12 protein-coding genes are annotated in these 13850 nt (G+C 60.9%); 5 read left to right on the top strand and 7 right to left on the bottom strand.

Going from position 1 to position 13850, the window contains the following annotated elements:
• Positions 1 to 10 precede the first annotated feature (10 nt).
• Genes QAO71_RS01545 through QAO71_RS01535 form a run of 3 tightly spaced genes read right to left on the bottom strand, consistent with a single transcriptional unit; the run spans position 11 to position 2629 of the window.
• Positions 11 to 526, bottom strand: coding sequence for a MotA/TolQ/ExbB proton channel family protein (locus QAO71_RS01545; protein WP_036993658.1), 516 nt, complete (start codon positions 524 to 526; stop codon positions 11 to 13).
• A complete protein-coding gene (locus QAO71_RS01540) occupies positions 519 to 1865 on the bottom strand; it encodes a MotA/TolQ/ExbB proton channel family protein (RefSeq protein ID WP_280165079.1) in 1347 nt (448 codons plus the stop codon). Before QAO71_RS01540 ends, QAO71_RS01545 begins: the two co-directional genes overlap by 8 nt.
• The gene (locus QAO71_RS01535) at positions 1862 to 2629 is read right to left on the bottom strand and encodes a DUF3450 domain-containing protein (protein ID WP_036993660.1); all 768 of its coding nucleotides are present in this window, start codon (positions 2627 to 2629) and stop codon (positions 1862 to 1864) included. The genes QAO71_RS01540 and QAO71_RS01535 overlap by 4 nt, the downstream gene beginning before the upstream one ends.
• A gap of 194 nt (positions 2630 to 2823) precedes the next feature.
• On the opposite strand from QAO71_RS01535, the gene QAO71_RS01530 reads away from it, so the two are divergent.
• Entirely contained in the window at positions 2824 to 3534 is a 711-nt protein-coding gene (locus QAO71_RS01530) for an OmpW family outer membrane protein (protein WP_280165078.1), read from the top strand.
• A gap of 57 nt (positions 3535 to 3591) precedes the next feature.
• Here QAO71_RS01530 and QAO71_RS01525 read toward each other — a convergent pair whose 3' ends face one another.
• Positions 3592 to 4473: a sugar nucleotide-binding protein gene (locus tag QAO71_RS01525; protein WP_280165077.1), complete on the bottom strand. Its 882-nt coding sequence runs from the start codon at positions 4471 to 4473 to the stop codon at positions 3592 to 3594.
• 126 nt (positions 4474 to 4599) lie between these two features.
• Positions 4600 to 5277 carry a histidine phosphatase family protein gene (locus tag QAO71_RS01520; protein ID WP_074781295.1) on the bottom strand — a complete coding sequence of 226 codons (678 nt, stop codon included), beginning with the start codon at positions 5275 to 5277 and terminating at the stop codon, positions 4600 to 4602.
• A gap of 427 nt (positions 5278 to 5704) precedes the next feature.
• On the opposite strand from QAO71_RS01520, the gene QAO71_RS01515 reads away from it, so the two are divergent.
• A complete protein-coding gene (locus QAO71_RS01515) occupies positions 5705 to 7090 on the top strand; it encodes an NAD(P)/FAD-dependent oxidoreductase (RefSeq protein WP_280165076.1) in 1386 nt (461 codons plus the stop codon).
• 87 nt (positions 7091 to 7177) lie between these two features.
• Here QAO71_RS01515 and ssb read toward each other — a convergent pair whose 3' ends face one another.
• Together ssb and QAO71_RS01505 are read right to left on the bottom strand one after the other, a co-directional pair.
• A complete protein-coding gene (ssb, locus tag QAO71_RS01510; protein ID WP_036993666.1) occupies positions 7178 to 7675 on the bottom strand; it encodes a single-stranded DNA-binding protein in 498 nt (165 codons plus the stop codon).
• A 28-nt stretch (positions 7676 to 7703) separates the two neighbouring features.
• On the bottom strand, positions 7704 to 9074 hold the full coding sequence (locus QAO71_RS01505; protein WP_074781297.1) for an MFS transporter: 1371 nt from the start codon (positions 9072 to 9074) through the stop codon (positions 7704 to 7706).
• Between the two features lie 200 nt (positions 9075 to 9274).
• On the opposite strand from QAO71_RS01505, the gene uvrA reads away from it, so the two are divergent.
• Genes uvrA through QAO71_RS01490 form a run of 3 tightly spaced genes read left to right on the top strand, consistent with a single transcriptional unit; the run spans position 9275 to position 13833 of the window.
• Positions 9275 to 12112: an excinuclease ABC subunit UvrA gene (uvrA, locus tag QAO71_RS01500; protein ID WP_280165075.1), complete on the top strand. Its 2838-nt coding sequence runs from the start codon at positions 9275 to 9277 to the stop codon at positions 12110 to 12112.
• Between the two features lie 54 nt (positions 12113 to 12166).
• Positions 12167 to 13171: a methionine ABC transporter ATP-binding protein gene (locus QAO71_RS01495; protein ID WP_036993675.1), complete on the top strand. Its 1005-nt coding sequence runs from the start codon at positions 12167 to 12169 to the stop codon at positions 13169 to 13171.
• A complete protein-coding gene (locus QAO71_RS01490) occupies positions 13168 to 13833 on the top strand; it encodes a methionine ABC transporter permease (protein WP_074781300.1) in 666 nt (221 codons plus the stop codon). The genes QAO71_RS01495 and QAO71_RS01490 overlap by 4 nt, the downstream gene beginning before the upstream one ends.
• The last annotated feature ends 17 nt before the right edge of the window (positions 13834 to 13850 follow it).

The raw sequence follows: 13850 nt of genomic DNA, 5'->3' as shown, positions 1-13850 counted from the left end.
TCAAGTATTCCTATTCGTGACGCAGGCGGTCGGTGAGCCGCTGCATGGCCAGCCGCGACGCTGCATCGAGTCGCGCCAGGCAAAATAAACCGCTGATGGCAATCACCATGCCGGCCATGGTTGGCACCGTGGCCCGGGACACGCCCGCGGCCATCGCTCTGGGATTGCCGGTCCCGCTGATCGAAAGCACATCGAAGACCTGGATCATGCCGCTGACCGTGCCCAGCAGGCCGAGCAACGGACACATGGCGATCAGCACCCGGATCATCGGCATGAACCGATTGAGCCGCTGCCGGGCCACGGAAAGCCAGGCTTCGCGGATATGCCGGGCTGCAGCGCTGCTATGATCGGCGCGCCGCAACCAACGGTTCTGCAGGCTGGCCGAGCGCTTGGGAAAGATGCGCCACAGGTACCACAGCCGCTCGACCATCAATGTCCACAGCACGATGGTGAAGCACAGGATGGTCCACAGCACCCAGCCGCCGCTGTCGAGAAAGTCCCTGAGCAACCAGAGGGCTTCACTCACCGCGCCGCTCTCCGGAGTCCAGGTGCAGGGCAATCAGGCCTGCGCTCTGCTGCTCCAGCACCTGGATGACCGCCTTGCTGCGCGAGGCCAGCATGCCATGCAAAAACAGCAGCGGAATGGCCACCACCAACCCCTGTACCGTGGTCACCAGCGCCTGGGAAATACCACCGGCCATCAGCTTGGGATCGCCGGTGCCGAACAGGGTAATCGCCTGGAAGGTAGCGATCATGCCGGTAACAGTACCGAGCAGACCCAGCAGCGGCGCCACGGCGGCGAGCAGCTTGATCAATCCGTTGCCACGATCCAGCGCCGGCGTCTCGCGCAGGATCGCTTCGTCCAGCTTCAGCTCCAGGGTATCCAGCTCCTCCAGCCGCGGCTTGCTGCCGATCACGCCGAGAATACGCCCCAACGGGTTATCGTCGCGCAGCTGATCCAGGCTGTTGGCCTGGCGCTCGACCTTGTTGGAAATACCCAGCAGCCACACCAGCTTGATCAGCGCCAGCACCACCCCGAGCACACCCAGAGCAATGATCACATATCCCACCAGGCCACCCTGGCGCACCCGATCCATGAACGACGGGGTCAGCTGCATCTGGCCGATGACGGTGCCCCGGGTGGGATCGACCATGAGGTCGGCCAGCTCGGTGCGCGGTGCGAGAAAGTCATTGATCAGCCCGCGGCCATCCGGCTGCTTGTCAGCCACTTGCAGGGTGCCGGCCTCGGCTTGATAAGTGAGGTATTCGCCCTCAGCCAGCGCCACGAAGGGGCCGACCAGTACCACGGGCACGTCCTGCTGCTGGCCATCGCGCCCGATGACCGGCGCGGGGAAGCGGCTGATCTTGCCACTGGCGGTCATGTCTTCCTGCAGCATGAACCAGAACTGCTCCAGGGTTTCTACCGTGGGGATCTGCGCGGCGCCAGCAAGCTGGTCGAGCTGTGCCAGCCGCTCCGGGAACTGCATGTTCAACAGCGAGTCCTGCCATTGGCTGCGGGTATCACCGGCCATCTGGCGTACTACACCAAACAGCTCCCCGAGATTGCCGCTGCGCTCGCGCATCTGCGTCTCGGTCGCGGCCAGCTCCGCTTCGAGCTGGTCGAATTCGGTCTTGAGCCGATCGGCCTCGGCCTTGATCGGCGCCAGTTCGCGCTCGGCCTGTGTCAGCAGGGTCTGCTGATTGTCCCGCTCGCGCAGGAACTGCGCTTCACGTTCGCGCATGGCAGCCTGTTCACTGCTGCGGATCTCGCGGATGTCCTGCAACAACTGGTCGAGGGAGGCCGGTTGCGCGAGGGTCAGCGGGCTACTCAGAGCCACCGCCAAAGCGATCAATAGGCGTTTCATTGTGCAGCTCCCTGTTCACTGACCGGCGGCAAAGGCAAACGCAGCATGACCGGGGTCTGCTGCTGGCGGGCAATTCTCAGACCCTGCGCCAAGGTGCGGTGATAGCCGGCAGGCAGCGGTTGCCATTGCCGGGCTTCGGCGTCCCAATGCCCCTGCAGATGGCCATCGAGGCTCTGGTAGAACAGCGCCAGCCGGCCCAGCCGCAAGAACTCGACCACGCGCTGACCACCGTCGACGTCCAGGGTGCCGCGCCAGGCTTCCAGAGTGCGGCCGTAGTCACTTTCGATCTGGTAGGCTTCGAGCACCCGGCGATACTTTTCCGCGACCGTGACTTCAGGCCGGATCAGCAAGGCCTGGAGCTGCGCCAGCCGGTCAGCTCGCTCATCTTCCAGGAACGGCAGATCCAGCTCGATGAACTGTTCCAACGACCGGACCATGCGCTGCAGCATGGGGACGACTTCGGCCTGGGTTTCCTCGATAGTCGCCAGTTGGGCCTGCAGGTCCGCCAGCTCGCTGCGCTGGGACTCAACCATCTTGCTCAGCTGCTCATTGTATTCAGCCAGCTGATCCTTCTGTTGAATCGCCTGCCGATAGCGGCTCAGAGCTTCACGCGTGGCGTCGTCGAGTTGGTCGATACGCTGCTGGGAACGCTGCGCCTCGGTCATCAGGGCTTCCCCTTCTGCCAGCGCGCTCTCAGCCGCGCCTTGTGCCAGCGCCATGGCCGGCAGCAGCCCTGCCAGCAAGAATATCCAAACCGCTCTCATCCAATTCCTCCCGGGGGGCATGACGACGCTTGATAGCCTCGCCACAAAAGAGAAGCATTATCATCTTCCCGCTCGCAGAATTCAACCGCGGCATCCTGTCGCAATAGCGCGACCCAAACAATTGCTCCAGATCAATAAACGATTCGGTCGACGCGCCTAGAGTGAATCCATCAAGACACCAAGGAGACATTTGAATGTCGCGCACCGTATCCAGAATCACCCTCGGCCTGCTCCTCGCTCCCGCACTGCTGGCTGCTTCCATCGCTCAGGCCCACCAGGCTGGCGACATCATCGTTCGTGCGGGTGCGATTACGGTTGATCCGCGCGAGGACAGCGGCAAGCTCAATTTCGATGGTGGAGCTGCTGGCGGAACCAGTGCCACGCTTGACAGCGATACCCAGCTGGGTCTGAACTTTGCTTATATGCTGACCGACAAGATCGGTATCGAGTTGCTGGCCGCGACTCCCTTCAGCCATGAGGTTGGCGTCAAGGGCGTGAGTGCAGCGACCGGGATTCCCGGCCTGGATGGCAAGCTGGCTGATATCAAGCACCTGCCACCGACTCTGAGTGTCGTGTACTACCCATTGAACAATCAGTCGGCCTTCCAACCCTACGTGGGCGCCGGCATCAACTACACCACCTTCTTCCAGGAAGAGCTGAGTAGCGCGCGCAAGGCCCAGGGTTTCAGCAGCCTGGAGCTGGACGACTCGTTCGGTCTGGCACTGCAGGCTGGTGCTGACTATATGCTCAATGACAAATGGATGGTCAACGCCCAGGTACGCTATATCGATATCGATACCGATGCGACTGTTAAAGGCCCTGGCGCATTGGGCGTGCAGAAGACCAAGGTTGATGTCGACGTTGACCCCTGGGTTTACATGGTCGGCCTGGGCTACAAGTTCTAACGCCTGAGCCCAAAGAGAAAACGGCCGCAATCGCGGCCGTTTTCATATGGACGGCGCTCAGTCCGACAACTCATCCAGCAGCGCCGGCAGCTGGCTGCGCCAGGTGCGCGGCTTGATGCCGAAGACCATCAACAGCTTGCGCCCAAGCAACGCGGCATTCTGCGGTTGACCACGCAGCTCTGGCTGTTTGCCGAAGGCCACCGGCTGGATGGTGACATCGCCGGATAACGCGCCCCGCCCGATCAGTTCCTGCACCACACACTGGGCAAAGCTGATCCAGGTGGTCGCCTCGCTGCTGCCGTAATGGTAGGTACCGAATACCGGGGCGGCGCAATCCAGTTGCTTGAGCACTGACAGCAGAACCCGCGCCGCATCGGCCACTGGCGTCGGGTTGCCACGCCATTCCTCGGGCAGCGCCAGCGGTGATGATGCTCTCAAGCCATCTACCAGTCGTGCGAAGGGCCCGGCTGCCGAACCATCCAGCAGCCAGCCGAAGCGCAGAATGACATGCCTGGCACACTGGGTACGCAGGCTCTGCTCCAGCTGGGCCTGCAACCGCCCCAGCGTGCCGTTGGGGTTCTCCTCATCTTTTTCGGTATAGGAAGAGGTCTTGCTGCCATCGAACACCCGGGCGCTGGACAACATCATCAGGGTGACGGCATTGGCCGCGCAGCCGTGGATCAGCCGCTCGTTGAAATTTTTCTGGGCCTGCAACGCCGCCGTGTCTTCCAGCCCCAGCTGGAACTGCTCACGATAGAACGCCAGATTCAATACCAGATCCGGCTTGGCACCGGCCAGTAGTTGATCGGCCATCTCCGGCTGCCAACCCTGCTCCGGGCGTTCAACCGCTTCCAGACGGATGAATTCCACCGCTGCCTGAGCCAACAACGCCTGCCCCAGCGGATTTTCCGCGCCGAGCAGCAATACCCGCATTCGCATTCACGTCAACCTGTCGATGATGTTGTCAGGCTGCATTGTGCAATGTTCGGCCGCTCACGTCATCAGCGCAGCATGCCGGAAGCAGCCACATTTACCGCCTGCCCACTCCCGGCAGATAACACCCGGTCAGGTGTAGGTGATCATCGACTCCCGATCGAGGCGATCCAGATGCGGCACATTGTTGAAGCTGCTCAGACGCATGCTCCGGCTGTTGAAGCGGCAGTGCGTCAGCGCGGTGTTGCGGGTCTGCAGATTGAGTTCGACCATGGTCGACTCCGGCGCCTGCAACAACTGGCGCACCAGCATGGCAATAGCACCACCGGAGCTGACCGCCAGCACACGCTGGCCGGCATGGCGCTGCATGACACTTTCCCGGAATGCGCCCAGGCGCTGCTCGAAGCTGGCCCAGGTTTCCGGCAGCTCCCCTTCCAGCTCACCGGTGGACCACAGCAGGATGCCCTTTTTCAGCCGACGGAAGAAATCCGCTGCTACCGGTTTTTCCGGCAGCGCATGTTCCGGAAACTGCGTGGTATAGGCGCGCAACACCGAATGGAAGTCGAATTCGTTGAGTTCCGGATACACCTCGAACTGCTGCGCACCCAGGCCCATGCCGGTGCAGATGCCCTCGGCGGTCTCGCGATGGCGCACCATGTCACCGGTAACGATGTGATCGAAGCGCAGGTCTCGCTCGCGGAAATACTCCCCCAGCAGACGCGCCTGCTCATGCCCCAGCTCCGACAGCTGATCGTAGTTGCTGGAGCCGAACGAAGCCTGGCCGTGGCGCACAAAATAGATTTCCGACATGCATACTCCGCAGATTCTGATTACTGAAAGTCCCGGCACACCATAGTCAGTCATCCCAAGTCGGGTAGCCAAGGTTATTTCAGCCGGGAATGTTACTGGCAAAGCGACCGTAATCCCGCCAGCTCCCTATTTCAAACGGCGGCGTAACAGCCAAGGCGCGACATATCGAACCCCCTTCGAGTCGGTCAGAAAACAGCACCGCCCTGCTCGACAGGTTGTATCCAGCGGCTCGGGACGATACGAAAACACAGAGAAACTGATCACATTTCAACCTTCTCTCCTGTATAGTCCTTACACGACGAAACAATAAACCGCACTTCTCTGCACAAATATCGTCTCTCTTCTTCTTTCAACTTATTGAATTACAAAGACAATATTTTCTCGCAGGAGGAAGAAGCAGACGCATCATCGTTATAGGAGATAATTCATGAGAGTCGCCATTATCGGTGCCGGCCCAAGCGGGCTAGCGCAACTGCGTGCATTCCAGTCAGCCCAGGAAAAAGGCTGCGAGATCCCGGAACTGGTCTGTTATGAAAAACAGGCGGACTGGGGCGGACTATGGAATTACACCTGGCGCACCGGCCTCGATCAGCACGGCGAACCCGTACACGGCAGCATGTACCGTTATCTTTGGTCAAACGGGCCGAAGGAATGCCTAGAGTTCGCCGATTACACCTTCGAAGAGCATTTCGGCAAGCCCATCGCCTCATACCCGCCCCGCGAGGTCCTGTGGGATTACATCAAAGGGCGCGTCGAGAAAGCCGATGTCCGCAGATATATCCGCTTCAACTGCCCGGTGCGCCAGATTACATTCAACGAAGATAGCGAGCAGTTCACTGTGGTGGCACATGACCATGAGTCCGATGTGGTCACGACTGAACTCTATGATCATGTCATCGTCGCGTCAGGACATTTCTCTACGCCCAACGTGCCGGATTTCGACGGTTTCGATCGTTTCAGCGGCCGCATACTGCATGCCCACGACTTCCGCGATGCACTCGAATTCCGCGGCCAGGATGTGCTGCTGGTCGGCAGCAGTTACTCTGCCGAAGACATCGGGTCACAGTGTTACAAATACGGCGCGCGCAGCATCACCACCAGCTATCGCACCCGGCCGATGGGTTTTGCTTTTCCAGACAATTGGGAAGAAAAGCCGCTGCTGCTGAAGGTGGATGGTAATACCGCATACTTTAAAGACGGAACATCCAGACGGGTCGATGCAATCATTCTCTGCACCGGCTACTTGCACCATTTTCCCTTCCTGGACGAATCACTGCGACTGAAGACCAGTAACCGGCTGTGGCCGCTGAACCTGTATCAGGGCGTGGTATGGGAAAACAATCCGAAGCTGTTCTATCTCGGCATGCAGGACCAGTGGTACACCTTCAATATGTTTGACGCGCAGGCCTGGTATGTAAGGGATGTGCTTCTCGGCCGGATTGCATTACCTGACCAGGCTGCAATGCAGCGGGATAGCCAAGCGTGGCGCGATCGTGAAGAAACCCTCGATACTGACGAAAGCATGATCGTATTCCAGGGTGATTATGTGCGTACCCTGATCGATCAGACCGATTATCCAAGCTTTGATATCGACGGGGTGAACAAGACGTTCTTTATGTGGGAAGAGCACAAGCATGAGGATCTCATGAGCTTCCGCGATTACTCCTACCGCTCATTGATGACCGGCACCGTGGCTCCCCGACACCATACTCGCTGGCTCGAGGCCATAGATGATTCGCTGGAAGCCTATCTGACAGCCCCGGACGAGCAAAGTATTCCGGCTCCTGCTCGCCAACCTGTCAAAGCCACCTGAGAAACAGCGCCAGCGGCACCCACCAATCAAAAAGCCCTGAAAAACAGGGCTTTTGATATCTCTACTTCAGCGTCGTCAAGACATCGACTAAAACGGAATATCGTCATCGAAGCTGTCGTAATCCGGCATCTGCTGCGCCTGCGGCTGGGCCGGTTGCTGCTGTTGCTGCGGTTGCTGGGCCTGACGCTGGGGGGCCGGGCGCGACTGCTGCGGGCGTGGCGCCATGCCTTCGCCGCCCTGGGGACGGCCGTCGAGCAACTGCATCTGTCCGCCGATATCGACCACGATTTCAGTGGTGTAACGCTTGACGCCGTCCTTTTCCCACTCGCGGGTCTGCAGGCGGCCTTCGATATAGAGCTTGGAGCCCTTGCGCACGTACTCACCGACGATTTCCGCCAGGCGGCCGAAGAACACCACGCGGTGCCATTCGGTCCGCTCCTGTTGCTGACCGGTCTGTTTGTCCTTCCAGCTGTCGGAGGTAGCCAGGGTGACGTTGGCCACCGCATTGCCGTTGGGCAGGTAGCGCACTTCGGGGTCGCCGCCCACGTTACCGATCAGAATTACTTTGTTTACGCCTCTGGCCATATTCACTCTCCTCTGGTGCCTGATTTATTCAAACCGGGTGCAAGACCCGATCCAGCTGCTCGCGATCCAGCACCTGTGTATCGACTTTGATATAAGCGGCTGTTTCCTCAGCCACGATGATTGCCTCGGCCACTCCTGGTACGTCCAGTATTCTGCGAAGCAATGCTTCATCCCTGACCAGTGTTGGATCCACTGCCAAACGATAGCTCGTCACGTAAGGAGGCTCGGCCATAGTAGCACCAATCGCAAACCAGGAAACCGCGAGCAGTCCACAACAGACGAACACCCCGCTCAGACCGAAACTGCCATATACCGCACCGCCCAATACTCCACCAAGCGCCGCGCCGGCGAACTGGCTGGTGGAATAGATGCCCATGGCCGTGCCCTTGCTACCCGCTGGGGCAATCTTGCTGAGCAAGGATGGCAGGGTCGCCTCCAGCACGTTGAAGGCGACAAAAAACAGCACTATCGCGGTCACCAGCCAGGCCAGCGACGCCGTGCTCAACCACATCATCGGCTGCACCGCCGCCAACAGCAGAATAGCGCCCAGCACCACGCGCTTGATCTTGCGCTGACGCTCGGCGTAGATAATCAACGGCACCATGCCGACGAAGGACAACAGCAACGCCGTCAGATAGACCCACCAATGGCTTTCGCGGGGCAACCCGGCCTGCTCCTGCAGCGCCAGCGGGATGGCCACGAAGCAGGCCATCAACAGGGCATGCAGCACAGCGATGCCGTAATTCAGCCGCAGCAGGTCAGGGTTACTCAAGGCCGGCAGAAACGCGCCGCGGGTCACCCCGGCGTCGCGATGATGAAACGCCTGCGTTGGCGTCGGCACGACGAGCCCGATGAGGGCAATGCCGACCAGCGCCAGCACGGCGGTGGTATAGAACACGCCAGCCAGACCAGCCGCCCCGGCAATCAGCGGACCGGCAACCATGGCCACGGCAAACGACAGGCCGATGCTCATGCCGATCATCGCCATGGCTTTGGTGCGGTGCTGGTCGCGCGTCAGATCGGCGACCAGGGCCATGATCGCTGCAGCGATGGCACCGGCGCCCTGCAAAACGCGCCCGGCAATCACGCCCACCACACTGTCGGCCTGCGCCGCCACCAAGCCGCCGAGGGCGAACAACAGCAGACCACCGATGATTACCGGCTTGCGGCCAATGCGGTCCGACAACATGCCGAAGGGAATCTGCAGAAACGCCTGGGTGATGCCATAGGCGCCGATGGCCATGCCGATCAACAGGGGCGTGGCACCCTCCAGGTCCTGACCGTAGGTTGCCAGTACCGGCAGCACCATGAACAGCCCGAGCATACGGAACGCGAACACCGCAGCCAGGGACGAGGCTGCGCGGCGCTCTTCGGACGACATGGAATCTGCCGGGTACATGGAATCTCCGCTGCGGTAGACAAAAGGCGGCATTTTAGCATGCTTGAGCGGTCGAAACAGGAGTCGCATGCCGATCCGGCGATGACCTTATGACGCACCCCGATGGCAATAGGGTGGATGACCTTTCGGCCGGCGATTTTTGCGGGGACTACCCCGAAACACGTATACTGTCGAGCTTTGCTGGCTGCGGGTAATCTGCTGTGGATACAATTCTGATACGTGGGGCGCGTACCCACAACCTGAAGAACATTGATCTGGATCTACCCCGCGACAAGCTGATCGTCATCACCGGCCTGTCCGGCTCTGGCAAGTCGTCGCTGGCCTTCGATACCTTGTACGCAGAAGGCCAACGCCGCTACGTCGAATCCTTGTCGGCCTATGCCCGGCAGTTCCTGTCGATGATGGAAAAGCCGGATGTCGATCACATCGAGGGGCTGTCGCCAGCGATCTCCATCGAGCAGAAATCCACCTCGCACAACCCGCGCTCCACCGTCGGCACCATCACCGAGATCTACGATTACCTGCGCCTGCTGTTCGCCCGGGTTGGCGAGCCGCGCTGCCCGGACCATGACCTGCCGCTGGCCGCGCAGACCGTCAGCCAGATGGTTGATCAGGTGCTGGCCCGCCCCGAGGGCAGCAAGCTCATGTTGCTGGCGCCAGTCATGCGCGAACGCAAGGGCGAGCATCTGGCGTTGCTCGATGAGCTGCGCGCCCAGGGCTTTGTGCGTGCGCGCATCAATGGCCGCATCCATGATCTGGACGAAGCACCGGCGCTGGAGAAAACCCGCAAACACACCATCGAAGTGGTAGTCGACCGCTTCAAGGTGCGTGAAGACCTGCAGCTACGCCTGGCCGAGTCCTTCGAGACCACGCTCAACCTGGCCGACGGTATCGCCATTGTTGCGCCGATGGAGGGGGAAGAAGGCGAAGAGGTGGTGTTCAGCGCCCGCTTTGCCTGCCCTGAATGCGGCCATTCGATCAGCGAACTGGAGCCGCGGCTGTTCTCCTTCAATAACCCGGCCGGCGCGTGCAGCGGTTGTGATGGCCTGGGGGTCAAGCAGTTCTTCGATGCCCGACGTCTGATCAATGGCGAGTCGACCCTGGCCGAAGGCGCCATTCGCGGCTGGGATCGGCGCAACGTCTATTACTTCCAGATGCTCAGCTCCCTGGCCGAACATTACGGCATCGATCTGGAACAGCCCTTCGATGACCTGAGCGAGAAGCATCGCAAGCTGGTTCTCAACGGCACCGGCAGCGACAAGGTGCCGTTCCGTTACCTCAATGACCGTGGCGATATCGTCAAACGCGAGCATCCGTTCGAGGGTATCCTGCCGAATCTGGAGCGCCGCTACCGGGAAACCGAATCCCAGAGCGTGCGCGAGGAACTGAGCAAGTATCTCAGCACTCAGCCCTGCCCCGACTGCCATGGCACCCGCCTGCGCCGCGAGGCGCGCCATGTGTTTATCGACGGGCGCAATCTGTCCGGCATCACCACCATGCCCGTCGGCGCCGCCGCCGAGTATTTCGAGCAGCTCAAGCTGCAGGGCAGCCGCGGTGAAATCGCCGAGAAAATCCTCAAGGAAATTCGTGCGCGGTTGATGTTCCTGGTCAACGTCGGGCTCGACTATCTGGCCCTGGACCGCAGCGCCGACACCCTGTCCGGCGGTGAAGCCCAGCGTATCCGCCTGGCCAGCCAGATCGGCGCTGGCCTGGTGGGCGTGATGTACATTCTCGACGAGCCCTCCATCGGCCTGCACCAGCGCGACAACGAGCGCCTGCTCAGCACTCTTATCCACTTGCGCGACCTGGGCAATACCGTGATCGTCGTCGAGCACGACGAGGATGCCATCCGTCTGGCCGACTATGTGGTCGACATCGGCCCGGGCGCCGGCGTGCATGGCGGCCGTATTGTCTCCCACGGCACACCGGATCATGTCATGAATGACCCGGCGTCGCTGACCGGCAAATATCTGTCCGGCGCGGTGAAGATCCCGGTGCCGGCCAAGCGCACCCCGACCCGCAAGGATCAGTGGCTGCGGCTGAAAGGGGCCTGTGGCAACAACCTGCAGAAGGTCAATCTGGAGATCCCGGTCGGTCTGTTCACCTGTGTTACCGGCGTATCCGGCTCGGGCAAGTCCACGCTGATCAACAATACCCTGTACCCGATCACCGCCACCGCCCTGAATGGCGCCACCACTTTGGACCCAGCGCCCTACGCCAGCTTCGATGGTCTGCAGCATCTCGACAAGGTGGTGGATATCGACCAGAGCCCGATCGGCCGTACCCCGCGTTCCAACCCAGCAACCTATACCGGGCTGTTCACCCCGATCCGCGAACTGTTCGCCGGCACCCAGGAGGCCCGCTCGCGCGGCTACAAGGCCGGGCGCTTCTCCTTCAACGTCAAGGGTGGACGTTGCGAGGCTTGCCAGGGCGACGGTCTGATCAAGGTGGAAATGCACTTCCTACCGGACATCTATGTGCCCTGCGACGTATGCAAGAGCAAGCGCTACAACCGCGAGACGCTGGAGATCAAATACAAGGGCAAGAGCATCCACGAAGTGCTGGAGATGACCATCGAAGAGGCCCGCGCCTTCTTCGACGCGGTGCCGGCACTGGCGCGCAAGCTGCAGACGCTGATGGATGTGGGGCTGTCCTATGTCCGCCTCGGCCAGTCCGCCACCACCCTCTCCGGGGGCGAGGCCCAACGCGTCAAGCTGGCGCGGGAGCTGTCCAAGCGCGATACCGGCAAGACCCTGTACATCCTTGATGAGCCCACCACCGGTCTGCATTTTGCCGACATCCAGCAACTACTCGATGTGCTGCATCGCCTGCGCGACCATGGCAACACCCTGGTGGTGATCGAACACAATCTGGACGTGATCAAGACTGCGGACTGGATCGTGGATGTCGGCCCCGAGGGCGGCTCCAAGGGCGGCAAGATCATCGCCACCGGTACGCCGGAACAGGTTGCGGGCATGGCCCACTCACATACCGGCCGCTTCCTCGGGCCGCTACTGGAGCACGACCGGGAAAGCTGATGGCAGTGCCATGGGTATTTCCGGTCATCCTCACAATTTCCGGCGAACAGAGACGTGATTGAATTTCAGCAGGTAACCAAGGCCTACCGGGTAGGCAACCAGGACATTCCCGCCCTGCATGCCACCGACCTGAGCATCGAGGCCGGCCAGGTATTCGGCATCATCGGTCATTCCGGCGCGGGCAAGAGCACGCTATTGCGACTGATCAACCGCCTGGAAGAACCCAGCAACGGTCGCATCATCGTGGCTGGCGAAGATATCACCGCGCTGGATGCCCAGGGCCTGCGGCGCTTCCGCCAGCGGGTGGGCATGATCTTCCAGCATTTCAATCTGCTGTCCTCGGCAACCGTTGCGGATAATGTGGCCTTGCCATTGCGCCTGGCCGGTATTGCCGATCGCCGGCAGGTCGCTGCGCGGGTCAAGTCCTTGCTGGCCCGAGTCGGCCTCAGTGACCATGCCGATAAATATCCGGCGCAGCTGTCCGGTGGCCAGAAGCAGCGGGTCGGCATCGCCCGCGCCCTGGCCACCGAGCCGAGCATTCTGCTGTGCGATGAAGCCACCAGCGCCCTGGACCCGCATACCACCCGGCAGGTGCTGCAGTTGCTGGCGGAAATCAACCAGGAACTGAAGTTAACCATAGTGCTGATCACCCATGAGATGGACGTGATCCGCCGGGTCTGCGATCAGGTAGCGGTCATGGATGGCGGGCACATCGTCGAGCAAGGCAAGGTCAGCGATGTCTTCCTGCACCCCCAGCACCCGACCACCCGCAGCTTCGTTTTCGATGATGAAAGCGATGAAGATCAAGCCGAGGACTTCGCCCACGTGCCGGGCCGCATTCTGCGCCTGACCTTCCTGGGTGAAGCCACCTTCGCTCCCCTGCTCGGCCGGGTAGCCCGGGCCACTGGAGTGGATTACAGCATTCTTGCCGGACGCATCGACCGCATCCGCGATGAACCCTGCGGCCAGCTCACCCTGGCGCTGATTGGCGGCGATGTAGACGCGGCCATGGCGCAACTGAACGCAGCCGAAGTACATGTTGAGGTATTACGCGGATGAGCGAACTGTTCACCAATATCGACTGGTATGACATCTGGATCGCCACCCTGGACACGCTGCTGATGCTCGGCGGCTCGTTGTTCTTCACCGTGCTGTTCGGCCTGCCGCTGGGCATCCTGCTGTTTCTCACCGGCCCGCGGCAGATGTTCCAGCGCAACGGTCTGTATGCAGTGCTGTCACTGGTCGTCAACGCGCTGCGTTCGTTGCCGTTTATCATTCTGCTGATCGTGATGATTCCCGTGACCAAGCTGATCACCGGCACCTCGCTGGGCGTAGCCGGGGCCATCCCGCCGCTGGTCGTGGGCGCCACCCCCTTCTTCGCTCGCCTGGTGGAAACCGCGCTGCGCGAAGTCGACCGCGGCATCATCGAGGCCACCCAATCCATGGGCGCCAGTACCCGACAGATCATTACCCGAGCCCTGCTGCCCGAAGCTCGCCCGGGCATCATCGCGGCGGTCACGGTCATTGCCATTACCCTGGTGTCCTATACTGCGATGGCCGGCGTGGTCGGCGGTGGTGGTCTGGGCGACCTCGCCATCCGCTACGGCTATCAGCGATTCCAGACTGATGTCATGATAGTGACCGTGGTGTTGTTGCTGATCCTGGTGCAGATTCTGCAGAGTGTCGGCGACCGCCTGGTTGTGCACTATTCACGAAAATAAGCAGGACGATAACCTGC

The organism is Halopseudomonas sp. SMJS2, assembly GCF_029866945.1.
Lineage (GTDB): Bacteria > Pseudomonadota > Gammaproteobacteria > Pseudomonadales > Pseudomonadaceae > Halopseudomonas > Halopseudomonas bauzanensis.
Note: the sequence above shows the minus strand (reverse complement) of the source record. Positions and strands in the feature narration are given on the sequence as shown.

What these genes read in the sequence shown, in the direction of transcription:
- QAO71_RS01540 (WP_280165079.1), bottom strand. Translation starts at nt 1,865, where the DNA reads ATGAAACGCCTATTGATCGCTTTGGCGGTGGCTCTGAGTAGCCCGCTG.
- QAO71_RS01535 (WP_036993660.1), bottom strand. Translation starts at nt 2,629, where the DNA reads ATGAGAGCGGTTTGGATATTCTTGCTGGCAGGGCTGCTGCCGGCCATG.
- QAO71_RS01530 (WP_280165078.1), top strand. Translation starts at nt 2,824, where the DNA reads ATGTCGCGCACCGTATCCAGAATCACCCTCGGCCTGCTCCTCGCTCCC.
- QAO71_RS01525 (WP_280165077.1), bottom strand. Translation starts at nt 4,473, where the DNA reads ATGCGAATGCGGGTATTGCTGCTCGGCGCGGAAAATCCGCTGGGGCAG.
- QAO71_RS01520 (WP_074781295.1), bottom strand. Translation starts at nt 5,277, where the DNA reads ATGTCGGAAATCTATTTTGTGCGCCACGGCCAGGCTTCGTTCGGCTCC.
- QAO71_RS01515 (WP_280165076.1), top strand. Translation starts at nt 5,705, where the DNA reads ATGAGAGTCGCCATTATCGGTGCCGGCCCAAGCGGGCTAGCGCAACTG.
- ssb (WP_036993666.1), bottom strand. Translation starts at nt 7,675, where the DNA reads ATGGCCAGAGGCGTAAACAAAGTAATTCTGATCGGTAACGTGGGCGGC.
- QAO71_RS01505 (WP_074781297.1), bottom strand. Translation starts at nt 9,074, where the DNA reads ATGTACCCGGCAGATTCCATGTCGTCCGAAGAGCGCCGCGCAGCCTCG.
- QAO71_RS01490 (WP_074781300.1), top strand. Translation starts at nt 13,168, where the DNA reads ATGAGCGAACTGTTCACCAATATCGACTGGTATGACATCTGGATCGCC.